The sequence below is a fragment of the Pseudomonas sp. S07E 245 genome, from assembly GCF_019599025.1.
GTDB lineage: Bacteria > Pseudomonadota > Gammaproteobacteria > Pseudomonadales > Pseudomonadaceae > Aquipseudomonas > Aquipseudomonas shirazensis.
Genome location: NZ_CP080625.1, coordinates 2,196,325 through 2,220,027, shown reverse-complemented (window position 1 = coordinate 2,220,027; position 23,703 = coordinate 2,196,325). Strand labels below are relative to the sequence as shown.

At 52.7% G+C, this 23,703-nt stretch carries 24 protein-coding genes; 16 read left to right on the top strand and 8 right to left on the bottom strand.

The window, feature by feature from the left end:
* The first annotated feature begins 171 nt into the window (after positions 1–171).
* The 4 genes from K3F44_RS10385 (at position 172) to K3F44_RS10370 (ending at position 3,533) form a co-directional block, all read left to right on the top strand.
* Positions 172–810 (top strand): NAD(P)H-dependent oxidoreductase, encoded by a 639-nt coding sequence (locus tag K3F44_RS10385; RefSeq protein ID WP_220633985.1) that lies wholly within the window; start codon positions 172–174, stop codon positions 808–810.
* Between the two features lie 212 nt (positions 811–1,022).
* A complete protein-coding gene (locus tag K3F44_RS25100) occupies positions 1,023–1,292 on the top strand; it encodes an MbcA/ParS/Xre antitoxin family protein (protein WP_088523308.1) in 270 nt (89 codons plus the stop codon).
* 833 nt (positions 1,293–2,125) lie between these two features.
* On the top strand, positions 2,126–2,437 hold the full coding sequence (locus tag K3F44_RS10375) for a hypothetical protein (protein ID WP_140174192.1): 312 nt from the start codon (positions 2,126–2,128) through the stop codon (positions 2,435–2,437).
* Positions 2,438–2,876: 439 nt separating this feature from the next.
* Positions 2,877–3,533 carry an HAD family hydrolase gene (locus tag K3F44_RS10370; RefSeq protein ID WP_220633984.1) on the top strand — a complete coding sequence of 219 codons (657 nt, stop codon included), beginning with the start codon at positions 2,877–2,879 and terminating at the stop codon, positions 3,531–3,533.
* 13 nt (positions 3,534–3,546) lie between these two features.
* On the opposite strand, the gene K3F44_RS10365 is transcribed toward K3F44_RS10370, so the two are convergent.
* Entirely contained in the window at positions 3,547–3,960 is a 414-nt protein-coding gene (locus K3F44_RS10365) for a helix-turn-helix domain-containing protein (protein WP_371921251.1), read from the bottom strand.
* 338 nt (positions 3,961–4,298) lie between these two features.
* Between K3F44_RS10365 and K3F44_RS10360 the strand changes: the two genes are divergently transcribed.
* From K3F44_RS10360 to K3F44_RS10350, 3 genes are all read left to right on the top strand, one after another.
* Positions 4,299–5,030: a metallophosphoesterase gene (locus tag K3F44_RS10360; protein WP_140174194.1), complete on the top strand. Its 732-nt coding sequence runs from the start codon at positions 4,299–4,301 to the stop codon at positions 5,028–5,030.
* Positions 5,030–5,344, top strand: coding sequence for a hypothetical protein (locus K3F44_RS10355; protein WP_145187325.1), 315 nt, complete (start codon positions 5,030–5,032; stop codon positions 5,342–5,344). Before K3F44_RS10360 ends, K3F44_RS10355 begins: the two co-directional genes overlap by 1 nt.
* A 186-nt stretch (positions 5,345–5,530) precedes the next feature.
* Complete coding sequence (locus tag K3F44_RS10350; RefSeq protein WP_140174196.1) at positions 5,531–6,028, top strand: hypothetical protein; 498 nt, start codon at positions 5,531–5,533, stop codon at positions 6,026–6,028.
* Between the two features lie 888 nt (positions 6,029–6,916).
* Here K3F44_RS10350 and K3F44_RS10345 read toward each other — a convergent pair.
* Both K3F44_RS10345 and K3F44_RS10340 read right to left on the bottom strand, forming a co-directional pair.
* Positions 6,917–7,111 carry a hypothetical protein gene (locus K3F44_RS10345; protein ID WP_038453505.1) on the bottom strand — a complete coding sequence of 65 codons (195 nt, stop codon included), beginning with the start codon at positions 7,109–7,111 and terminating at the stop codon, positions 6,917–6,919.
* A 305-nt stretch (positions 7,112–7,416) separates the two neighbouring features.
* Positions 7,417–8,124, bottom strand: a complete 708-nt coding sequence (locus tag K3F44_RS10340) for a hypothetical protein (RefSeq protein ID WP_140174197.1) — start codon at positions 8,122–8,124, stop codon at positions 7,417–7,419.
* A 415-nt stretch (positions 8,125–8,539) separates the two neighbouring features.
* Between K3F44_RS10340 and K3F44_RS10335 the strand changes: the two genes are divergently transcribed.
* On the top strand, positions 8,540–8,920 hold the full coding sequence (locus K3F44_RS10335; protein WP_140174198.1) for a hypothetical protein: 381 nt from the start codon (positions 8,540–8,542) through the stop codon (positions 8,918–8,920).
* Between the two features lies 1 nt (position 8,921).
* Here the strand turns inward: K3F44_RS10335 and K3F44_RS10330 are convergent, their stop codons facing one another.
* From K3F44_RS10330 to K3F44_RS10320, 3 genes are all read right to left on the bottom strand, one after another.
* Complete coding sequence (locus K3F44_RS10330) at positions 8,922–9,695, bottom strand: hypothetical protein (protein ID WP_140174199.1); 774 nt, start codon at positions 9,693–9,695, stop codon at positions 8,922–8,924.
* Between the two features lie 202 nt (positions 9,696–9,897).
* The gene (locus K3F44_RS10325) at positions 9,898–10,944 is read right to left on the bottom strand and encodes a hypothetical protein (protein ID WP_140174200.1); all 1,047 of its coding nucleotides are present in this window, start codon (positions 10,942–10,944) and stop codon (positions 9,898–9,900) included.
* Positions 10,945–11,294: 350 nt separating this feature from the next.
* Positions 11,295–12,935, bottom strand: a complete 1,641-nt coding sequence (locus tag K3F44_RS10320) for an SIR2 family protein (protein ID WP_259407053.1) — start codon at positions 12,933–12,935, stop codon at positions 11,295–11,297.
* Between the two features lie 511 nt (positions 12,936–13,446).
* On the opposite strand from K3F44_RS10320, the gene K3F44_RS10315 reads away from it, so the two are divergent.
* Complete coding sequence (locus K3F44_RS10315; RefSeq protein ID WP_145187299.1) at positions 13,447–13,671, top strand: hypothetical protein; 225 nt, start codon at positions 13,447–13,449, stop codon at positions 13,669–13,671.
* 95 nt (positions 13,672–13,766) lie between these two features.
* Here K3F44_RS10315 and K3F44_RS10310 read toward each other — a convergent pair whose 3' ends face one another.
* Positions 13,767–14,315 carry a hypothetical protein gene (locus K3F44_RS10310; RefSeq protein ID WP_145187296.1) on the bottom strand — a complete coding sequence of 183 codons (549 nt, stop codon included), beginning with the start codon at positions 14,313–14,315 and terminating at the stop codon, positions 13,767–13,769.
* A 426-nt stretch (positions 14,316–14,741) separates the two neighbouring features.
* On the opposite strand from K3F44_RS10310, the gene K3F44_RS10305 reads away from it, so the two are divergent.
* The 7 genes from K3F44_RS10305 to K3F44_RS10275 all read left to right on the top strand — a co-directional run bounded on the left by K3F44_RS10305 (position 14,742) and on the right by K3F44_RS10275 (position 22,287).
* Positions 14,742–15,788, top strand: coding sequence for a DUF4062 domain-containing protein (locus K3F44_RS10305; protein ID WP_140174204.1), 1,047 nt, complete (start codon positions 14,742–14,744; stop codon positions 15,786–15,788).
* A 648-nt stretch (positions 15,789–16,436) separates the two neighbouring features.
* Positions 16,437–17,003, top strand: coding sequence for an AAA family ATPase (locus tag K3F44_RS10300; RefSeq protein ID WP_257225386.1), 567 nt, complete (start codon positions 16,437–16,439; stop codon positions 17,001–17,003).
* Between the two features lie 3 nt (positions 17,004–17,006).
* The gene (locus K3F44_RS10295) at positions 17,007–18,686 is read left to right on the top strand and encodes an adenylosuccinate synthetase (protein ID WP_140174205.1); all 1,680 of its coding nucleotides are present in this window, start codon (positions 17,007–17,009) and stop codon (positions 18,684–18,686) included.
* Positions 18,687–18,689: 3 nt separating this feature from the next.
* Positions 18,690–19,340, top strand: coding sequence for a DUF7002 family protein (locus tag K3F44_RS10290; protein WP_140174206.1), 651 nt, complete (start codon positions 18,690–18,692; stop codon positions 19,338–19,340).
* Positions 19,341–19,381: 41 nt separating this feature from the next.
* Complete coding sequence (locus K3F44_RS10285) at positions 19,382–19,837, top strand: NUDIX hydrolase (protein ID WP_140174207.1); 456 nt, start codon at positions 19,382–19,384, stop codon at positions 19,835–19,837.
* 387 nt (positions 19,838–20,224) lie between these two features.
* The gene (locus K3F44_RS10280) at positions 20,225–21,661 is read left to right on the top strand and encodes an AAA family ATPase (protein WP_168199521.1); all 1,437 of its coding nucleotides are present in this window, start codon (positions 20,225–20,227) and stop codon (positions 21,659–21,661) included.
* Positions 21,658–22,287: a hypothetical protein gene (locus K3F44_RS10275; RefSeq protein WP_140174209.1), complete on the top strand. Its 630-nt coding sequence runs from the start codon at positions 21,658–21,660 to the stop codon at positions 22,285–22,287. The genes K3F44_RS10280 and K3F44_RS10275 overlap by 4 nt, the downstream gene beginning before the upstream one ends.
* A 109-nt stretch (positions 22,288–22,396) precedes the next feature.
* Here the strand turns inward: K3F44_RS10275 and K3F44_RS10270 are convergent, their stop codons facing one another.
* Positions 22,397–23,374: a phospholipase D-like domain-containing protein gene (locus K3F44_RS10270; RefSeq protein WP_140174210.1), complete on the bottom strand. Its 978-nt coding sequence runs from the start codon at positions 23,372–23,374 to the stop codon at positions 22,397–22,399.
* Positions 23,375–23,703: the final 329 nt, after the last annotated feature.

Below are 23,703 nucleotides of genomic sequence, written 5' to 3'. Positions count from 1 at the left end.
GTTTGAGAGTAGAGCCCGTCAAAGAAGGCCATCGGTTCACGGAGCTCCAACATCGCCCACCGAATTTTTTTTGAGCGACTCATGCGCCAAGATTCCTGGGGATTAGGCAGGCGCTTCGCTTTCCTTTCGATAATGCGCGAAAATACCGTGACATGAACGCAGAGGTTTTTAATGGCTCCTACTAGGTCAAAGCAGCATGCACTGATCATTGCCGCACATCCAATGACCGAATCACTCACCCACTCAATCGTTCGGCAGGTACGTGAGGCGCTGATAGATGCCGATATTTCTGTAGAGGTTGCTGACCTTCATGCTGAAGGATTTATTTCGGCTATGACACCTGCTGATGTGTCTTACTACCGAGGCGAGGGTGATCTGCCAGAAGATGTGGTCAGGGAGCAGCGACGATTCGACAAGGCTGACATGGTCTACTTTGTTTTTCCAATTTACTGGTGGACTGTTCCTGCGCTTTTGAAGGGTTGGTTTGAGCGTGTGTTCACATCAGGATGGGCCTATGACTACCAGGGTGATGGCAAAGCATCGGGGCGACTGAAGCCTGTCCCAGTTCATCTCATTATCACCATCACAACGGGCGAAGAATCGTTCTGCCGACACGGAAGCAAAGCAGCATTTCAAACTCAGGTGGTTGATGGCATTTTGGGGTATTGCGGACTAAAGGACGTCCGGACTTCCATGCTTTGGGGAGCCGACTATGTCGATGATGAAAACTTTGCTTCTTTCATGGCCGAAATTACAGCGACATTACCCCATCGATCAGTGGCTAAGCAGAGCCATTCGGAGTGTATCTGACCGAACGGAGCAGCGGTGTCGACGCACTTGTACAGCGTGAGATTTAATTGTCTCAACATCTCTGCTATCGCTGCCGTAATGACCAGGCCCCAGTGCTAGGGGGGGACATTTTGGCTGGCCTTGGACAGGCATGCGCGCGTTTCCTGGCCCGTGTTCACTTGCTGCAGAGTTTCTGACAAGGCTTAGGGTGGGCCTGTCGAGCCGCGTGGCCTATGATGCACTTGTTGCAGGCAAACGGGGCAGGTGACTCCGGCTCGACATTTGTCACCGAAGGCAGTCCGATCCGGGCTCAGGGAGCATCAATGGAGAGAATCGATCCTGTCTTACTAGAGGCTGCTGTCCGAGTCTTCGGCGATCGGGTGCGCGCCATACGATGGCTGACCACCCCCGTGCCAAATTTAGGCGGGAAGAATCCGGCTGACGTAGACATCAAAGAGGCATTAGACCTGCTCACACGGCTGGATCATGGCTTTTCTGCCTAGCGCAACGGTGCTTCGTACTGGGCATGCCCTCTTCGGATGCACAGCCCTACAGGGCTCTAAGCGCCATAGCTTGCCGAGTAGGTTACAGAAAGCGTCCCTGCCAACAACTCGGCTCCTCCAGTGACGTTCTCTCTTCCTGGGTAACCTCGGCGCAACAATTACTCAGCTAGAAAGGAACAGCAGTCGCACCCGAGCATGAATAAGTGACTCGTGCGTGTCGCGATGAGCTCGGAAATCCACATCGGTCAGAGTCCGCCTTCGAAAGATATCCCCGTCCAGTGTCGTCCAAACTGTCGTCTGCGCGACATAACGTTCAGATTCGCGACAAATTCAGCCCCCCCCCCCTCTTGAAATTTTTAAAGCGAGACGGAGTTTTATATTTGAGGGCAAAGAAAAAGCTGTAGTGGCTTAGACACCCGTCAATTTCACAGGATACAGCCGGCTTTTACATCCGATTCTTCCGCCTTCCAGATCCCACGGTTTGAAGCTTGGCAGTGAAGCTGAGGTCGAGAAGGGTGCAGCGTGGGGAGATCGCTTTACTTTGCAGCCGTCAGGCTGCTGCTTCCGCTTTGATTACAAACCAAACGTAAATTTTTTAAAAAAACTACATATAGTGTTCTTTGTGTATTTGTTTGCGATTCTTATCTATATGTAGTGTTTTTGCTTTCATTGGCCACCTTTGTCAGAGGGGGGCGGGCCAGCCTTGCACCAGGAGTTGCTTCAAGCCTGAAGTCATGAGTGATCTAGCGGGTACGTGTAAAATGCATCCCTTGAGCGTCCTATGGCCCGTTTACGGTATTCACCCTGAAATTGAAGTGCTTGAGATCTGAAACATGAGTGAGAACCTAAGCGAAGAAGAGATGAGAGCCGCGTTGTTCGGGGACACGGTTGGCTCTGTCGGCGAGCCGATTCAGCAGCAGGCCGCGTTGCTAGAGGCTGTCAAGCCGTCTAGGGCTAAACGCCTGTCCTCCAGGTTGCGTGTCATTTTGCACGTCACCAAGGAGTTCGAAGGGCCGGAGGACGTGTTCACTCATGATGCCGATACCCTCAGCACATTGATTGCGGAGGCAGAAGCGAAAGCGGCGGCTAAAAAGAATAAGTATCGATATTTCAACGTAATCTCAGTCACCCCTGTTCAGGTTTGAGTATGCGGCATCGCTGGCTGGGAGGGGGGAGCGGGGCGGGGCATTCATTGCCTGTCTCAGTCGTCCCCGCAGCAGGCGTGGTTTCAAAGCCCAGGCGATTACAGAAAGGGGATCACCTGCAGTGGAGCAGGACTTGGTGAACGGGTTACCCACGCAGACTATTCACCATTGAGAGCGAATCATTATGCCTTCACGCCATGAGCAACGGCCCGACACTGTGGTCTGTGGTAACCGAGAGTGTTCGAGACCCCTCAGCTTCTCGGATTACCGCTATGGGTATGTCCACGACGACGTGAAATCGGCAAGCATTCATTGGAGGGCATACCCGCTCCTCGATGGTGATTCAGTGTTGTGTACGTGTGGCCATTTTACTGCTTACTACGATCCAGCCGTTCGTAGTCCGCCGGCACGCTAGCCGGCACTCTTGGAAGCCAATCTCATGCCAATCGTTGCTGCAGTGTTTGATGCTTTTGGAACTGTGGTTCACATCAGGCGCAAGCACCATCCATTCCGGAAATTGCTGCGCATTGGTGCTCAGCAAGGTCGCAAGCCAAGCGCTTCAGACCTCCATTGCCTGATGACGACGAGCCTGTCCCTGGAGGAGGCTGCTGAAGTTTTCGGCATCAGATTGAGCTCGCAGCAATTGATGGCGTTGCAGGATTACCTCCTTGATGAGCTGGAGTCGATCTCGGTGTATGCCGATGCCATTGAGGCGCAGCAGTTACTAAAGGCAGAGGGAATGGTGATGGGAGTCTGTTCGAATCTGGCGGCGCCCTACGGCCCTGTGCTTAGGAATCTGCTGAGCGACATGGATGGGTTTGCCTTGAGCTATGAGGTCGGTCTTATGAAGCCTCATGAGGGAATCTATCGCGAGATCTGCCGTCAATTAGGTGCACGCTTGGGGACGGATTTGACTGACCCCTGTGGCAAAGTCGTGATGGTCGGCGATTCCCTGCAATGTGATCAAAAAGGCCCTAGGGCTGTCGGGATTTCCGGGCACTTTATGGACAGAACGGGAGCTGGATCTCTCTCCGATCTCGTTCAGTTTGCAGAACGTGTGATCAAGGGTGAGCGTCTAGGGGAAAGTAGGGGTTGATGGGGCAGCCGGTCTAGGGAGCATCCGGCAGCTCTCGCTTCCATAGAAAGCTGACAGTTGATCTGCTGATTCCCAGCTGCCGGGCTGTTGCTGCCTGGCTCAGGCCAGACTCTTTACACGCCTGAACCTTCTGCAGCTTTATCAGATCCGCTGGACGTGCGGGTGGCCGTTTAACGACCTCGGTGCCCATCATCTGTGCAGCGATGTCTTCCGGGGTCACCCGCATTTGGAGCGCCTCCAATTCCTCTCTAGCCTGGGCCAGTAGGTCAGCGCTCGACTGCTCGTCACGCGTACCCAGAACCAAGGCCATCAGCGCCACTGGGCTCAGTTCGAGCGCAGCCGCAAGCTCAATGAATTTATCCAGGGTAGGAGAGCTCTGGGCACTTTCAATTTTGGTCAGATAGGTGCGGGAGGTTGCCTGCGCCATACCCTCTTGAGTCAAGCCCAAGCTACCACGAACTGAGCGTATGACTGCTGCAAGCGCGGGCCTTATCGACGTCAAGTCGTTGTCCTCAAAACTGAGGATGTAGCCACGTCGGCGTGTACAGTTACACATCACATAGTGTATAAAACTGTTCGAGGGCGCTTTTGCGCCATGTGTTGCTCTGGGCTGGCCGGCGGTGATGGGCCAGCGTGGGGCCGAGCCTGCATATGCCAAGCGCCCTTCGTCATGGTCTTCAGGGGGGCTCCTGACGATCAATAAACCCCTAAATCGCGTTGCAATCATCCTTTCCGAGAGGTTGCCAGTTCAATGGAGGTCAGGGTTTGAGAGTGCGGATTTATTCTGACCTACACCGAGAGTTTGACGGTTGGGAGGCTCCGGATTGCACTGGCGTCGACCTCGTCCTATTGGGGGGCGACATTGACAAGAAGGGGCGAGGTGTCCGTTGGGCCAATGCGGCGTTCGAATGCCCAGTGGCCTACGTCAGTGGTAACCACGAATTTTACGACGGCCATGTTGATCGAACGCTGCAGAAAATGAGGGACGCCGCCGCTGGCCACGTCCACATTTTAGAGAATGAAACCCTGACGTTTGGCAATCTCAGGATCCTGGGTACGACGGGGTGGACTGATTTTACATCGACAGGTGACCAGGTGGCGGCGACCAATATGGCCCGGGAGTGGATGAGCGACTTCAAATACATTCGTGCTGATTTGAACTACAGGCGTTTGCGGCCCGATGATGTCATTTCCAGGAACCACGTCGCCAAGGCTTGGCTCCGTGAGGAGCTGGAAAAACAATTTGAGGGTAAAACACTCGTGCTGACACATCACTCACCATCTTCGATGGTGATAGGTAACGAGCACGAAGGCCATCTCACAGCCTCCTATGCGAACGACTGGAATGAGCTCATTGCTCAGGCGAATGTGTGGGTATTTGGCCATACGCACTACGCCGTCGACGTTGAGTTAGCTGGCTGCCGGGTGATCTCGAACCCTAAGGGCTATCCAAATGAAAACACGGGCTTTGATCCCTATTTCGAGATCCAGATTTGATGGTTAATCACTTGAACAAGCAACCTTTGTTCGCTGTCGATTCCGATTCCCTTGTGCGGGACTTTCCCTTGGAGGTAATCCAGGCGCAGGGCATTGACTGGAATGTCCCTATCGACGCGTTCTTAGCCGATGCTGCTCAGGCCGGGAGGCGATATGCCGCTTTGATCTACGGCGATCGGTCAGGGGTGAATCAGGATGGCATGACCATCGCTACACCGCCTCTTGAATATGTCGAGGCCAGGTCGGGTTTCAAATTGATGCGTAGTGTTAGTGGTGAGGATTATTACGTAATCACTAGCGAGCTGAACATGTAGCCGAGCTTCGCAGGGCGCTGCTACTCAGTGCTAGCTATCAATTACGCCGGATCGCAGGATTCTACCTCCGGTGCAGTTTTCCAATTCTCTAAGCCGCCTATCTGATTGAAGGCGGTGACGTATTGCGCTACCGATGAGATTTACGCGCAAGCCTCCGTAGTGAATAAGTGCGCTTAAGGATAATGCATGTCTGAACTTAAAAAAATTGCAGTCACAGTTAAGAACTTTGATCTTCAAGCGAGTGGCGATCTAGATGCCCTCTATCGAAATGTTCGGTGTGAGGATGAAGCAGGGACGACTTTTTACTTTAAAGAAGTCGTGATGCTCAACTATTTGAGGAGGCATGGTGCGATCGCTACAGATGCTCGGCGCACTTGGTACTACAAACATCTTGGCAAGAAGTCGATTGTTCTCATTGCATTCGAAAAAAGTAACGGAAAGGTTGAGTATGATCTGGAGCACATGCGGGCGGTTGCGAAGTCCAGTGTCCTCAAAGGCATTATTTTTGCCGTGGCGGCCATCCCAGCGGGGCTGATCATCGCGACAGCAACCTTCGGCGTTGGATTGGTATTCATACCGGTTGGATTGTTTTATGCGTACAGAAGTGCTTTCAAAATACCCGGTCTGCTGCGCCGTGAGACTCTGGTGCGAGAGCTGGCGGAGCATGGGGTTGTCGTTCGATAAATGCGCTTGAAGCCAGTGATTTGAGCAAGCGAGCTGCTGTTGACCCAGAGCGTCAGGTTTTCCCTACCAGTTGGCCTGCCATCAACATCTGCCCGAACTGACTCCCGCTCCCGATTTCCGTCCTGCAGGCACGTCAAGAAGAGCCCTGTGAGTGGTTGCACTGCCTTCGGAGGTTTCTTCCTGACAGACCTGATAGCTTGAGTCGTTGCTCAACTGTTATGGGCATTTTGAGAAAGTGAGAAGGAGCCAGACGTGTCAGTTTTGAAGAAGTCGGCAGCGCATGTGGTCGCAATGGTTGGAGTCATCTGCATCTTGTGCCCAGGAATCTATACAGGCGCTGCAGCACAGGCATTGGGGGACGGCGCATGGTTGGAACTCAGCAGTTCTAGCCTTGTACATGGTACGAGAGGGGAGGCTCGTGTAGTCATTCAGCAAGGCGCTGAGGTCGCGGCGCTGGAAGCGCCGTATGAAATTGCGGGGCATGGATATGGGGCTTCTAGCATCAAGCTGCGTACTCATTGCGGCCCGATGACGTTCATGGTGATCAAGGGTGAACTGAGGACATCAGATACCGAGCGTCTCGGAAAGTATCGCGGAGGTGCGAATTGCGGCCTAGGGCAACGGCTGACACGGGCCGGAGCCTGGCACCTGGTTTCCCAGTAGCAATTCAGGCCAAGCGTTTGCGGAGGCCATTCACCCATCGCTGCCTCTGCGCTAATTCGCCCGCTAGAAAGCCCTCCCGCTGATCAACTTGGATGCGTGGGGCGATGCATAGCCGATGCGTTTGGTATCGTGTCTTATTGGTACTCATTGCCATGGGCATGCTCTGCTCTTCAGTGAGGCGATTGAGCGCGAGCCTCCCTTGCCTCAAACAGCCGCGCGGGCGGGCTAATCGTCGATATTCAGCGCGATGTGGTGGATCAATTCCCTGGGGCGGGGGTTACTGATCAGTTCGTAGATGATGTCTCTTTTGCTGCGGGGCAGCTTCTTAACGATATTCTTGCCCGCGCGGCGGACTGCTTCATCCGAACCATGGATTCGGTCAGCGAGCATCAGAACTAGGATGGCGTCGGATAAGGTCATGCGCGTCTCGTTGATTGGGGGGCGTCCCTGCGTGATGCGATGGTGGCAGGATCGTAGCACGGCGTGATTGTCGCGTTATGACACGGCACTGACCCAAAGGAGCTTGCTCAGCATGTGGAAAAATGCCAGTTGGAGCCGCTCCTCGGCGCGCTGAAGCAGGACTCGCGACCGCATTGAGGCCCGGATGGTACGGTGAGACCTCCCGCGACACGGTGACGATTCCGGTAGAAAGCATGCTGGGGAGGTGGGCCGTGGTGTATAGGCAATCACATAGTCGACGTTCGCCATCGCTTGAACACTTCTGCTCAAGACATCCTGAGCCCAGGGTTCCCGAGGAAGCAGATCAGCAAGTCGTCCAGAGCCATGGCCTCCTCATCGCTCAGCTTGAAAGGCTCGTAGCCCTCTACAAAATACGTACGGGCTATATTTTCGACGTCCAGCATCGCGCTATTAACCTGCTTGCCAGCCTTGAAGTAGATCCTGCTTCGCGATGATGGGTGCAGTTCGGATAGCAGATTTTCAATGTCCTGCTGGGACAAACAAAAAGACTGCTCGTCAATCTTGAAATTCAGAAAGTCCATTTTCCAGCGGAACTGCGTGAAACGGTCTCGGCGGGCACCATAGACGCTGAACGGTCGGAGAATTGCGTTTGCTTTTTTGAATTGCTCATATAGTTCTGAAATGGGTGGGAGGCCTTCGGTGTCTGCATGGATGATGCTATTGCGATAGCCTTTGAGATCTATCGCTTTCTTCACGAACTCCTCCCAGATTTCAGGGTGTTCAGGATTCTGCGGGTGAGCCTTTAGGATGTGACGAACCAAGTCCCCTAGTGAGTCCTTCGGCTTTTTTCCCGTCGCGCGCTCAACGTAAGCCTTCACATATTTGTCGAAATTGATGGCTTCTTCTCTCAGGTCATCAATCGTGGGCTCGTAGCTCCCAGGGATATCCTGAAAATGGTTTGAGGGAAGGTATCGACGAGCCTGTCGAAATCGTTGGGTAATCCATTGCAGCATCTGAAGTCCTTATAGTGATGAGTGGTGGGCAGGTCTGAGTGGTCTTGGAGATGATGGCTTATCAGGCCGCTTATCAAAGCCGCGGGCGCTGGGTTGAGGGGGCGTATGATCGCCAAGCCTTGCACACTCAAGTAGCCTTTCAGAGGCGTTCCTCATGCCTATTGGAGAGCTTGGCCGTGCATGCACGTAGGTTGACAAGGCGCCTCCGCGACAATTGGAAGCTGTTGTTGCTCGTCTGAGCCTTCCATCCGTTAACGTTATGCGTCAGGGACGCAGCTGCTCTCGACATTTCATACCACAAACTCTTGAGCTCGGTTCTGCTCCATCTGCAAACTAAATGAGAGCAAATCAACCGAAGCCACAGCTTCAACGCGATGTTAGGGGCAAGGCGCAGAATTTGAGGCGGCGAGAGATCATGATGCGAGATGCTAGACCACACCCAAGATTGCCTTTTATCAAGGTAGGGATCTTTGTTGACCCGTTGGCTTTCAGCTTTGGGCTTGATTACCAGGTCGGTGAGAGTGACGCATGGTGCTACACCATCGAAGATGACGCAGGCTTTCCCATAGTCCGGGATGAGGAGACAGCGATCCGCTCGGCTGAGGAAATGTTGTTTGCCGTCCGACCTGATGTGGTGCGCAAGTACACAGACTTGGCCATCAGGCAGCAAGATTTTGAACTTGCAATGGCACTGGCGGAGCGTCAGGGATACTGGGAAGCGGTAGCGCACCAGAGGAAGGTGGTAGGGCAGATCGTGCGAGAAGCCCAGTGCATCCTCCAACCCCTGACGCTGTAGCCTATTTTGCCTGTCTCATGCCGTCAGCGAAGAAAGAGTTGGAGAGGAAGCGATACCAATGTGAAAAGCTCTCCTCCGGCTGCTGAGCGAACACTGGCGAACCATTCACATAGACCTCTCCGCCGACCATGTACCTCGATACCCGTATCGTCAACTGGTCGTCTTTTTTCCGATACCGGTTGATTTTGCTCCCATCCTCTTGCTCGTTGATGAAGTAGAAGATCACCAGTGTGTTTGCCTTGGAGAGCTCCTGTAGGCGCGCGAATGTCGTCTCTTCAGGAATGTGGGTACGGATCACCTCGATGATCACGTTAGGGGAGCTGGAGGTGGGAAAGAACTTGTTGGCATCCCGCCCAGAGAGGTCGGGTTGGATGTACCTATCGTCGTGAAAGCCTACGCGAGCGGTGCTTTCCATGAACCAACGGTAATCTGTCCCTGCCAGGGTGGAAAAGACCACCTGTTCCTGATATTTCCCGTTGTCATCAAAGACGTAGACTGAGATCGAGACACGGTTGATTTTGTCGCTACTCAAGTTTTCGTAGAGCAAGCTCACGCATTCATCGTGCGTGGGGTCGTTTTCGCTTCTTCCTAGACGCGTGCCAAAGGAGGCCCGGCCAATTCGCCTGAAATGGGGACTGTCGATATTTCTCACTGGAATTACCAGCTCATCTGCTTCGTTGAGCAGCGGCTCCTCGCGCATTCTTGGGTACAGCGCCTGACTGAAAATATCCTGAACTTGGTAAACGCGGTTCGAGAATCCACCTCTTGCAGCCATCCGTCATTCCTTGTGGGCAAAAGGGCGACCTTAAAGCGTTGAGCCGGGTATCGCCACCCTGATGGTTGTCTGCAGCGTTTGAGCACGCTCCTCCAGCAGTTCGCAATTGACGTTGGAGGGTTGCCTGGGTTGAGCTTGCGCGAGTTTTCCCGAAGCTCGGCCTGGCGCTCTATTCGGGAAAAGTCCCGCCACTTGGCCGATTTTATTCCAAGGTAGCTGAGCCGACCGACTTAGGTTGAAGTGTGTGATGCAGCTCTCCGAGGCTCGCGCGGCCACTGGCTACCAGCTCAGCAATTGGGCCTTCATGCAGCGCCTCAATGAATTTCCCCTTGTTCAGCCAGAACTCAGTCTTTGTGAACACGGCCTCTAGCTCGGGAGGGATATCCATACGATCTCTTCCCGAAAAATCGCACAGATTGTTGTAGTACTCCCAGGTAAAGCGGAGTGCAGCTAAAGTTTCTAAGGTGCTTGTGCCAAAAGTCGGGGCGTCGGAGTTGTCTTCATATCGCACATACACTCCTTGCTCTCTCATTGTCATGTATATTTTTTTGATGTTTAGTTTTTTTGCTGCGTGATAAATGTTTTTGCTTGCTGCCAGATAAAAGCTAAATGAGTCTTTGTTGCTTCCATCTAGTACGCCTCTCAAGTGGCTGGCGGCTCCCTGTATAAGACTTTCAATTTGTTCAAAGGCATGCTTATGTATGACGGGCGTGCCGTCTTCAGGTGTACCAATAAAAAATCTTTTATGAATCACTGGGTGGGTTTTGTAGCTGAACGTATACTGGTTGAAGTATTTGGTATCGTCTATTTCTTTGAAATATTCGAACATGGCTTTTCGATGCGCGTAGTAAGCATCTAAATTGTTCTTGGTTCGGCTTAGAGTGATTTGTCTAGCAGCTTGTTGGGTCGAGTGAAAGCGTGCAACCAAAGCGGCTAATGGCAGTGATATTGACATGAGCGCCAGTGGAAGAAGACTTATCTCAGCGAACCTTTTGTACCCTTCGGTTGTGAGACTTACCTCATAACCTGACCACGTCCATAGGCCGAATGCGAAGCCTAGGCTCAAGGGAATGCCAATGGCTAACCACAGCAAACCTTGCCTGATCAATCCATGCTCGGTGTTGAGCTCAAAGACAGAGCGTGCTTTGGTATGCAAGTCATGACCTTCCCCGAGCTTTCTGCTGACTAGCCAGAAGGTGGTCAATGCGGGACACAGTATTGTTGCAGCAAGCAGCGCTAGATCAAGCATTCTGAAGTCCTGTCGCAATCGTCGTTCTTGGTAAGCCGGTGAGGGCTATGGATGCTCGCTTTAGCTCTCTACAACCGTCATCCTACTGGGATCTCCAAAGCGGGCTCCGGGCTTAAATGAAGAGGCGGGCATTGTCGCATGATGGGCTGCGCCACCATGGCGACGTAGGTTACTGGTCGAAGAGATCGTTGCTTGGCTTGCTGGATTGCCTCCTTGAGCAGGTGGTGAAAACGCCTATCAATGCTGGTACCTCGAAGGCGGATCTTCAACATGCTGAGGAATCTTCCGTCGGGATCTGGAGGCAAGCGGTGATCCATGACCTGGATGCCTTGAGCGCTGGAGTGGAGGTCTCACCACCTGTTAAATCGCGCCAATCCCTCTAAAAATCGCTGGAGGTAGCTTTCACTGCCAAAGGCGAAGCCGGCAGCAAGCAAAGGCTCCCTGAATTCCGGGATAGAGTATTCCTGAGCGAAGCGAGAGATGGTTTCCGAGTGCCATGACAGTCGCCCCATCGCGATATTTCGAAATTGACTTTGCTGGATCAGAATGTTGAGCTGTTCTTCGTTGACGCCATTCTCTTGAACGAAGAACAGTAGGTTCATAAACTCGAATCGCTCGTAGAGCAGCTCAGGATCATGCACTCCGGCAAACGAGGGGGCCCATTTGCAGGAAATGAGGCTGGCAAGTCGATTGGATAGGGGAGTACGGGCGCTGCTCTGGCCCTCTAGGGTTTTCCAGTGCGCTAGAAGCCCGTTGCCGGACTCAAGGTAGAACGGTGATAGTTCATAGCCCACCACACTAGGCCGCTCGCGCCGGTTAATAACTGTTGAACTGAATAGCCGATGCAGAACGTCCAGGCGATTCGCACGAGTTAGCCCAAGTGCATAGCCAAGCACGACCAACATTGCCGGATAGTCTTTCAGGGCTAGCCAGTGTGTATAGCCAGCCTGCTCTCTATGAGCTTCGGCATACAGCCCTTGGACTGCGTCCAGGACGAGCCGCAACTCGTCACCTGTGCCCCAACGTCCTAATACTGAAGCAAGGCGGGCGATAGGTTCGACAATGGCCTCGTATTCTGGAACCCAGTCACTGAAAGCCTCGTTTCTCACGTCAGCCCCTCCTGCGAAAAGCGGGGAGAAATCAGAAATCGTCTGCCGAGTTTGGGTCGTGACCAAGTCGTCGAGCTGGATCCTGTGTTCAGGTCGATCCATGAAGCGTTTTGTCATGGCGATCATCAGCTCGACGCTTGCCGGGTTGGGCTGGCGTGATTGCTGGATGGTCTCAAGCTTCAGCTTAAGCGCGTCGAAAAATGTATCCGCGTCAGTGCCAGTGACCACCGATGCGCGACGCTGTGTGACCAATTCCTGGCCACGTTCAGAGAGACCACCACGGGCAAGCCAGTAAGTTGGGTAGCGGCGTGAGGGGGCGCGCAGAAACGCGGCCCTCAGGGCATGATCCCATTCCCCTGACCAGCCGGCGACGATTAAACCGAACTCATCGATGATGCGGTCGAGCAGGGCGTTGAACTCGGCAGAGTAGTCACCCAATTCCACATCCGTATTCAGAATTCTGGCGTCCTTGTAGTCACCATGAATTTTGAGGATGAAGCACTGGGAATGGGTGATCGGCTCGGCCCCTGCCAAGGCGTCGACTGAACTCACGATAGTGGGCTCAATGCCGGCATCACGCAGAGCATTTTCCATTAGCCTGTCGAAGTTAGTGGTGACGATGACACGTACGTGTCCAGCACGCACCATTTCTGCAATAGCTCGATGAGCCCGTGTGGGAACCTTCAACCCATCCTCTAGCTCTTGGGCTGTGGGCTCCAGGAAGCCTTGAACAATCGCCCTGCGTTCGCTTTGCGTCCCTGCCAGGGTCTCAAGCAGCGTCGAATAGTTAGGCTGCTCTCCTGTCTGACCTACATACCAAGCATGCCAGTCTTCTTGCTCCCCTACGCCTGAGGCAATACCGGCGCGCTTGACCAGCTCCATGGTGATCTCCCACCCAGTCGGGATGCCGGCAGAGCGTGACACTCCTGACCCCAGGAGTAGTGCGTACACCCCTTTGTTCTCGTACACCGAAAATGCAAGCTGGGTAGTTGGGTCATTTGCGATCATGGGCATAAGGTCTTCCTTGTGTTCTGGGGAGAGCGAATCAGAAACTCTCGGATTCGCTGACGTTATCCTGGGTGGGGATATTCTAGCTAATGGCCATCACTGACGCAGGGATCGCTTCTTCTGGACTCCATGTCAACGCCATGACCATGGGGGAGGCTCGGTGGGGCTCAGAAGAACTAGTTCTCTGGAATGAACATGCGATCTGGGGGAAGGGCGGGTGGCTCCAGAGTCGGGTGAAAACGCCTTGCTCTGGCTTGAGCATTGGTGTGGTGACGGTTTCCCACCGCTCGTCGACTGCATGGACATGTCGGAGCAGCGGTGTTGTGCGCGCAGGAAAGAGGCGTAGATTGATGAGCTCACAATGAGCGATTGAGGAGAGCTGGCCATGACTCAGAACCTAGATCTTCACATCTTCACCCCCGATCAGCTGCAAGCCCACGATTTGAACATCGCTACGAAGGTACACCAAGCGACCGTTGCTAGCGTTATTCGCAAAGTGAATGTCATGAACCCGGGACAGGTTCTGAACGCCTCTAGGGAAAACGGTAAGGAACTCCTTTGGCCAAAGGAGAAGCTGGAGCAGGTACTCAAGCACATTGAAGAGTCGTAATCGCTGGAGCCAATGCCAAACTGGTTCGACTATCCGAACTGGAGGCAATGAGAAGGGCCCGCAGCCTGGGATGCGAGCCCTGCCCATTGTGCGTTTTACTTCAGTCGAGGCCGGCTATAGGACGGCTCGGGGCTGAGGAATTTGGGCACCTCTGAAAGCATTAGATCACACTCCACCAATGCCGGGCCGTGCCAGAACAGTGTCCAGCGGTTGTAGTCCTCCTGCGTCTCGATCACGTAGAGCGTCTCCTTTCTGGTTTCCCGGAAGGCTCTGATAAACCAAGCAGGGTTAACCTTCGATGGAACTCGGAGCTCATAACCGTCGTCCGACCACCCAACCCAATGGCTGAAGAAGCTGCGCTCAAAGAAGTCGTGCAACTGGACGAAGTAATAGGATTTTCTTTCGTCGGTTGGTGCCGCTGCGCAGCGGTCTTTACCGTGGTCGCGCCACGATTTGAATGCATTCTTGAAGGCTTCGAAGCAGTTTTTCCACGACTCAAAGCCGTAGCGGCGCGCGACGATAGACAAGCAGGCTTTATGTCGCAAAGCCTTCTGGCTATTACGCTTCAAAATCTTGGCTTCGCGCTTAATCTGCTGAAAAAGCTCGGGGGTGAGGGGATGTGTGGTGGTAAGAGTTTTGGACATAACTATCCCATAAATCCAATACGGAGCTCTGGCCCGCTCAGGCCCAAGATTTGTGGGTAGTCGTCAGATTTTTGCTAACAGTGTTCTCACTTGGGCCAGCGGGCGGCTCAGGCACCTGTAGTCGTACCTATGGCCAAAATGGTGCAGTAACTGTTGCGAGGCTGTCAAGGCGGTGGTCGCTCTGGTCATCGCCATCGGTGTTCCGTGCGACGCGTTTTCGCGTCTATCTATGCCCGCGCCCGGCTGCCCTCCAAATGAATATGAAGCTCAGCGTCTTCTGGTGCCCTATTCGCTGCAGGTGGGAGAAGGCTTATCACCCGCAATTCGGACGCTAATTGGCTCCGTCGGGTGCTTGGCACTGACCGCTGTTAGGACATACAGTAGTTCCCTAAGGCCGTCAGTTTGGCGTGCGTTTGGGGGATCATTATGAAGGTGTTCGTGAGCTCCGTTGTCGGAGGGTTTGAGCAGTACCGGGCTGCAGCTAGGAAGGCGATCACACTGCTGGGGCACACGCCAGTCATGTGCGAGGACTTCGGTGCACGTCCTTACTCTTCGCAGCATGCGTGCATGACGGAGATCGACCAAGCTGATGCCGTGGTACTTATCCTTGGCGCGAATTTCGGCTACGAAACTGACACTGGTGAGTCAGTTACTCAACAGGAGTTTCGGCGAGCGAAGACGACCGGCAAGCCTATCCTGGCTTTTCTCGAAACAGTGGAGATGGAAGAGCGCCAGAGAGCGTTTTCACGGGAAGTCTCCGACTATCTCGACGGCCTGTTCCGGCTGACATTTTCTGATCAGCATGAGCTATCAGACGGCATCGTTCAGGGCCTGAATCAACTATCTCTGAGTCGTAAGGCCATATCGGAGCAAGAGTTCGTACAGCGCTTGCAGCAGAAAGATGGCAATGGCCGGCGGGGTGGCTATGACCACGAAGCTCGCCTGGAGGTAGCGTTCTTGCCTCAGCCTGAAACCCTCGGCACGTTGCGCGCCGCCCATGCTCAACACGACCCGTTTTTTCTCAAGCTGTGCCAGGCTGGGCTTGGCTCGATCAAAGGCGGCTACAAGGACTTCGATAGCGCCGATCAGACGGGAATTGATACTCCGGACTTGAAGTGGCGACACCATGAGAGTGGTTTGTGCTGGTTGTCGATTTCACTGGCCAACGCTTCGACGTCGCGAGGCGTCATGGACTCGTATTACCTATCGCCATCCAGGGTCAGAGCAGGCGCTGAAGCTGCGTTCGGGCTGCTGTGCGAAGGGAAGAGTGGGTGGTTCCAGATCAGCCTAACTGGGGTTGACCACAAGCTCTTCGCTGAGCCTCCGGCTTCATCTTCCAACAGCGTTTCGTTGCCGTTCCGATCTGAGCAGAAGCTGGAAGAGCGGAGCTTGTTGATTCCTGCCACGCCGGCGGCGTACCGTCATTGGTTGGACGAGGTGATGTTCAGGTTTGAGCGCAAAATGTCCATGTGATGGTGTACGTGGGCCGGTGAGGGCAAAGCCTATAAGGCAGACCGTCTGGACTGTTCATCGTGGGACGTGGGGCGGTCGCTTCAATATCACCACCAAGAAGAGCTTCGCCGCTCACACCCCCTGTAAACCTCTTTTTTGATGTGTAAACCGCATTGGTTAACACGTCAAAAATTTGGTTTACAAGCCGAGGTCGAGGGCGCCCGGATGTCCTCATTTCGGCTCGGAGGGTGACATGCCAGGGCGCCTGCCACTGCGCTGATGATGATTAATTCAGCCATCGTTGCCCCGGGTAATGGGGCGTTTCTATGGCATCTAGGGTTGCTGGAACTCCGCTCAGGGCTAACAACAGCCCTTGCTGATCGCGACTTGTGAAGAATCGGGCAGCGTGGTCGCATTTGATCGACGAGCGTTAGCAGTCTCCTGGCTGCCGCGCTTGCGGAGCGGTGCCCCTTACTCGGTGCGGTGCAGATTCTGACTCCCCGGACGCAAATCTGCGCCTTGTGGGTGCCTTGGCCTCAGGTAATGGCAAGGCCAGTGGCATTAACGAGACAATTTCGCAGGTTCAGCGCGAGAATGTCATGCCTTTTTGAAGCTTCTAGATTGAAGTGTGTTTCTGGGGAACCAAGCTACGCTTTACCGTGATATTGCATGTCCAAGACAGGGAACGTCATCACGGTGAAGCGACTACTTCTTTTTAGTGGGCCGATGGCCTGCGGCAAAACCTCAATCTCTGAAGTGCTGCAAGCACGCTATGGCTTTTTCCCCGTCAGCAGTGGCGCTTATCTGCGTGCGGAGCTTACTGCCCGATACCAGATGCTTGATCGCCATAACTTGCAAGAACTTGGCGATGCGTTAGACAAAGAGACTGATTTTTCCTGGCTCATAGAGTCTGTAGCCATACCTGCGATCACGGCTCGACCCGACGTCGAGAATTGGCTAGTTGATGCCGTCCGCAAGCCCCGACAGGTGGAGCTGTTCAGGAATCGTTTCACAGATGCAGTCAAGCACGTACACGTCGTCGCGTCAGAAGCCGTACTCAAGCAGAGATACGCTTCACGGAACCCGCATCATCTCCCTCAGTACGAGACAGACGTTTCACATCCCAACGAGCAGTGCGCGCGATCTTTGGCGAGCCTGGCCGACCAAATCCTAGATACCGAAGGGCTTACCCCATCCGATATCGCAGATCAGATCATTCAAGTCTGGGGGACGTAGCGCATGGAAACTCGGCAGATAGTAGTCATCAGTGGCAAGACCTGCAGCGGAAAAAGTGGCTTGGCTAATTTGCTGGTAAAGGAATATAGCTTCGACGTCGTTTGCGATCGTCGAGAGTCTAAAAATCCTGACTGGCATCTACAGCTTGATCAGCCGGCGGTGCTTGATCGGCGGCGTGAGCTGGAGGGGGCTGAACATGAGCATTGGATGCTTCAGGAAACCAAGTCGAGATGCGCCAAGGACGTTGAAGGCCCGCCGCTGGTGGTCGATCACCTGAACACTCTGGCGCAGGTGCTGGAGTTTCGAAAGACCTTCGGGGCAAACCTTATCCATGTCCATCTCTATGCAAGCGATCCGACGCTTCAGAGACGGTACGCAGAGCGTGTCCAGGGGCATACTGATCCAGCGGCTTACGACCAGGTTAACCAACTTAGAGACCAGGCCGAAATCGAGCTGCTCAAGGCGGATGCAGACGTCCGCATCTACACCGAGAGATCTGCCTCCAATGACACACTTGTGCGGGTCGCCGCTCGCTTGCATCTCTTCACACCACCCGAAATCAGGTGCGTGGATGTACTCATTGGGGGGCAGTATGGGAGCGAGGGCAAAGGCAACATCGTTTCTTACCTAGCCCGTGAATATGACGTAATGGTTCGCGTCGGTGGCCCCAATGCCGGACACACAGTCGCTAGCCCTCTTGGCCCTTATACCTACCATCATCTTCCCTCAGGGTCGCGGGACGTAAGTGCGAGGCTTCTGCTGGGCCCTGGGATGACGATTCGATTGCCGGGGCTCTTGAAGGAGATCAAGGAGTGCAATATCGGCCCTGACCGACTATTCATCGATCCCCAGGCCACTATCATCGAAGATGATGACCTTGAAACGGAGCGGGCTCATTTGGTCTCTACAATCGCGTCCACGGGCAGTGGGAGCGGTGCAGCAGCGGCAAGGCGCATTCTTAGCAGAGGCAAGAAGACGATCAGGCTCGCCAGGGATGTCGAGGAATTACGGCCATACGTAGGTACAGATGGAAACTACCATGGGTGTACGACAGATAGGCTGGAAGAGGCCTACCGTAGAGGTCACTCCATATTGCTGGAGGGCACACAAGGCAGTGGCTTAAGCATATTTCATGGGGACTACCCTCATGTGACCTCAAGGGACACCAACGTCGCAGGTTGCCTTGCCGAGGCTGGGATATCACCCAGCCGCATCCGAAAAATACTCATGGTTATCCGGCCAATGCCCATTCGTGTTGGAGATCCTGATGGAGACCAGGGGCACACCTCCGGAGAGCTTAAGCATGGTACGACCTTCGACGAGATTGCTGAATTTGCTGGTCTAGACGGCACGGCACTGAATGCAGCCGAGAAGACCTCCACCACTCGGCGGAACCGGCGCGTAGGCTGGTTCGAATGGGATCAATTCCGCAAGGCGTGTGCGCTCAACGCGCCCACCGACATCGTTCTTACGTTCGCGGATTACCTCAAATCCACCAACAGCCAGGCGCGCCGCTTTGAGCAGCTCGATCCAGAAACCATCAAGTTTGTGGAGGAGCTAGAGCGAGTTTCACAAGCGCCTGTGTCGCTCATCAATACCCGATTCTCGCGTGACACAGGGGCTAGTGATCTGCGCTCTCTAATCGACCGACGTAACTGGACTGCACGATCTGGTAGGAAGTAACGAATGAATCTGGAAAAGCTGATTGAGATGTACCCGCGCGTGTATCACATGGCGGAGCGCGGTGCTTGGGACAGCATTCGCACCCACGGGCTGATGAGCACCACTGCCGTGCTCGACCATCTCGAAGTTGAGGGGGATGACCGAGCTCGCTTCGAAAGCGAGCATCGCGATCAGAAGATGGATGTGAGGGCAGGGCACCCGTCCAATATCGTGCTGCGGGATCAAAAACCTATGCCCGAAGGGCGTTTGCTGCAGGCGCTTACGGATGGAACAACCCCGCAGCAGTGGTATGAGCTGATCAACGAGAAAGTCTTCTTCTGGGTCGAAGAGGAACGACTCCACCGTCTGCTTGGCGCACGTGATTATCGGAATCTTGAGCACGACGTGCTCACCCTCAACTCAGCGGCGCTGATCCCTGCGTATGCTGAAAAGATTTGGCTGTGCCACATGAACTCTGGCAACACTTGGCCTATTCCTCACCGTCGTGGTACCGATGTGTTCCGCAGAATCCCAGACTATCCTGTGAAACCTTCCGGCAGCCCAGCCAAGGCAGTTGTCGAGCTAGTGGTCGACTACGCCGTACCTAACATCGCCGAATACGTGGTGGAGGTTCGCCGTATGAAAGGCAGCGAGGTCTTAGGCGTTATTGGATAACCTGCTCGCCTGACATCAATCCACCTGCAGGGGCGGGAACTATGCTGCGCCATCGTTTAGCAGCTCGGGTCTTGTTAATCAGCCCGTCAAACCGCCTACTGCTCTTCAAGATCCAGTACCGCACCGGTGTCTTGGCAGGCATGCGCTACTGGGCGACACCTGGCGGGAAGTTAAGGGCTGGCGAGGCATTTGAGGAAGCGGCAGTGCGCGAGCTTCATGAGGAGACTGGCCTCAAGGTTCAGTCCGTCAGCCAGTGCATTGCTCGCAAGGAGTTTCCTTGGGTGATGCCGGATGGCGAGCGTGTGCTCGCGGTTGAACATTACTTCGTGGTGCATGCAAATGAGCAGCAGCTTGACGCCACGGGTTGGAGTGACCAAGAGCGTGAAGTGGTCAGTGAAGTGAGGTGGTGGTCAGAGGAGGAGTTGCTAGCGTGCCAGGAGGTTGTGTTTCCGCCGGATCTACCTACATTACTAACCCAGGCTCTAAAGTGGTCGTAAGCCGATCAGGAGCGCACAAGCTCCAAGGCTCTTTCTGGATAGGCTCAGTTAGAAATGGTTGTCGAATTGGATGTCCTGTTGTTCCTATTCGTTGCGAAATCGGGGTCATGAAACGGGCAAGCGATTAGCGACGACAACCACCCAGGTCTGGGCGGTGCCAGGGCAACGTCTATAGACCGCTGTAACAGCGTCTTTGAGTCGAGAACGGTTATCCGGGTGACTTCTCACCCCGCCCAACACCCTTATGACACTGAACCTTTATGACGTCGCGAATTTATGGCGCGGGGCAGCTATCTTGAGCAGCCCATTAGATTGCCCTGGATGGGAGTATGGCACTATGATGGCGCTCATTGAGTAGCCCACCATACCCAAATGGAATTTAGATGGATGCGTAAGACTGGTTTTTTGCTACGCGAGTACCAAGATCGCGATTTTCACATCCCGCTGCTTGACGACGTCAAGGATCAAGGTGAAACCAAGGTCTCCGTAGTTATTGGCCCGAATGGCTCGGGTAAAAGTCGTGTGCTAAGTCGGATTGTGGATGCCTTCACATACTTGGCAGAGCTCAGGCTTGGTAATGATCAAAAAAAAACCTGGAAAATGAGAAGCTTTTCAGGATTTAAAAAAATAGCCTATAGGCTCGATGGGGTCGAGTATCAAATCAAGTTAGGCGAGCACTTTTCATTCAAGTGTTATGCGAATGATATCGAATGCAACTTGAGAAGTATGCCGTTCCCCAAGCAAGCTGCGGTGGTTTCGCACTTGCCCGTAGATAGATTTCGATTTGTTAGAGATGACCCAAAGTCATTCTATAAGTATTTAGGTTTAAGGCAGTCGACAAACCTCACAACAACCGGTGCACTGGAAGCAAAAGTAATTCAGGGTGTACTAAAAATTTATGAAAGGCCGAAATTTAGGCGGAGTTTGGAAAGCTGGTTGTCACTGGCTGGGTATAGCGACCAGCTTTCGATTAAGATTTCGCCAATTAATGATAGAGTGCTTTCTAAAGATTTTCGCGAAGTGGAAAATGTCTTGCTGGAGATGCAGAGGCCGGGCTGGGTAACTAAGCAGGCCTCTGATGGCACGACAGTTGCTTTTAATTTTCTGCAGCGGTTAAAGGATTATCCTGTGGAGGGCGTCACTTATTTATGTGACCTTTCCAGTATGAGCGATCTTGAGCTGAGCTCTTGGCGCAAAGGGTATGAAGCAGCTAGGCGTTTAAGGGCATTCAGAAGCGCTTCGCTAATTTTTTCACGAAAAAATGATGTAGAAGAATATCCTTTCTCAGAGCTGAGCTCTGGAGAGCAACAACTGATCGGTACCCACTCTAGGCTTCTGTCTGAAATAGCTGAAGACTCCTTGGTGGTAATTGATGAGCCTGAAGTAAGTCTGCACCCCGAGTGGCAGATGCGCTACATTCCAACGCTAAAAAAATGCTTGGAATCCATATCGGGTGTCCATGTACTCATCGCCACACATTCGCATTTTATGATATCCGATCTTGATGATAAAAATTCTTCTTTGGTGATTGCGCAGAAAGACGAAAGCAGCCGTAGGTGCCGCTTTGAACTGTTTGAGGGGGATGTCTACGGACGATCGCCAGAAAATATCCTTTATCGAGCTTTTGGTGTCGCAACCGCTGGAAATATCTATGTCGAAGATGACCTGCGAAATGCCCTACAGATGATTTCTGGTACATTGCCGCTCGAACAGTCAAAGTTGACTAATATTTACGAAAGGCTACAGCGGGTCAATGGCCCTGACAATATTGCAATGAACGTGATCCTCGAACGAATCTCATCATTTCTGGATGCAGAGGCATGATTAGGTTCGCAGCGCATGCTGTGATTCCAGCCAGTGTCATTGCAAAACTCGATAAATACGCAGTATCGATTCGACCCAAGCGTTGGTATGGCAGGTCGCAAGCCGTTTTACAATTTCGTGATGAGATTTTGAAGCAAGGCAAAACAATTCAAAAAAGCTTTTGTGCTTGGTGCATGTTACCCCTGGGGGAAGATGGGCGGCGAACCATTCACAGAGACCATATCGCGCCAAAATCCATTCATCCGGAATGGACATTTTTGGCCGTAAATTTGGTACTTTCCTGTGAGTATTGTAACGGTTTTTCTAATAAGGGTGATTTGCCGACTGTTAAAACTCTGAGTGCAAAGTATGAGGATTGTGAGTTTTATGTGGTGCATCCTTATTTGGATGAGGTTGAGGTGCATATAGGGTTTGATAAGGATGATGACGACCTACCAGTAGTTGCGGTGGGTAAGACAGAAAAAGGAATATGGACAATATTAAACCTAAGCCTAGACTCTCCTGGGTTGACGAGAGAGCGAGCAAAGGAAGTTCTATATGAATCTCGTGATCATGGCTTGCTTCCCCACAATGTAGAAGCTCTAGTCGTACAAGCCGTCCAAGGTCTCGGTAGTCGCGTGCTATAAAGGAAATGCAAGTTTTCCTCCGATTTTCTCAGGGCAGTCAATGTAACTGCCCTGGGTGAGGCGCTAAGATAGGAGGCTAAGCTTAGTGGCATTTGGTGCATATTGAAATTTAGTCGTAATAATTGGAGTTGAGTGTGCTTTCAATTATCTCGTCCACGCCATCAGACTCGCCATCATAAAATTCGTCAGGAATGATTTTGCGACTGTACATGTTGCGCCATAGTATCCTAATGCCATGTTCCGGCGGCTCTTGATACTTTAAATGCTCTGGTTCATTCATGATGCTGACTATGCCGACCGCATCAATCTGGAGTTCGTGCCTGTCCGAAAAATATTTTGAAACTCTTGTCATTCTGCTTCTCTCTCCATCGAAAGACTGCAACATGGCGTCTTTGGTGTGGGGAAAGTTATGGTCGTCTTCGTTCTCTGAAAACAGGGTGTCATTCAAGTAAATTTCTTCAGACTCAGAAATCAGCTTTGCATGTCCATATACTCTGCAAAGCTTCCATACGGTAACTGTCGACTCGTTATTGTATCCGCGCGATGCCCCTAGGATTCCCAAGTGATAAGCCGTGGACTTACAAGGATGCCGACTACCTTCCTCTTTGCTTCCGCATACGATGTTCTCGGCTATCGAGTAAAAATCGTAATGCCACTTTAAATCTTCGAACTCATGCTTGTATTCCTTGATGACATCAAAATGATTATAGAGAATCAGGATGTTTTCGAAGTGTGTTGCAGCGTTGCGCGACCAGTTAAAACTGCCGGTTAGTAATGTGGTGTCATCAATGATGCAGAATTTATTGTGCATTATAGAGTTTTTACGTCGGGTATTGACAGGGTAAAGCGTTATTCCTGGAATGCCCTGTAATCTAGAAGCGCCGCTGTTTTTGGGGTCGTTGTTGAAGATGATTTCTACAGTGGCGCCTTTTTCGGCCAGCCTCTTAAAAATCGGCGCGTACCGATCCCAGGAAATCCAGGCAACACACACCTTCAGGGATTCCCTGCATTTTTGCAGGCATTGAGTGAGGTAGTAATCGATGTTGTCGAAATGTACTTCTTCTTTTTTGGAGGGTGGCCTGAGCATCTATCCCTAATCCTTGCTGTTAAGTTGGGGTATACTAAAATTTCGTTAGACTTTCTGCTAATTGATCTGATGGCATCGATTTGGTCGGTAATGAGCCAGATATTAGAAGTCTAATTAGGCTGCCAATGGTACATCCTCCTTGGTCGGGATGCCATGTATCGCTTGGCTAACGTGGATTTATAGCGCTTGAGCAACCTTGCAGATCCATCTTGGGTAGATTGGTACATTGCTATTAACGAAAATACTCTTGTTCATTTTGATATTGCTTCACTAAGCAGTGGGGGAATAGCCCGTGGGTTCTGTGCTGGTTATATTGCTGAAAAAAGAAT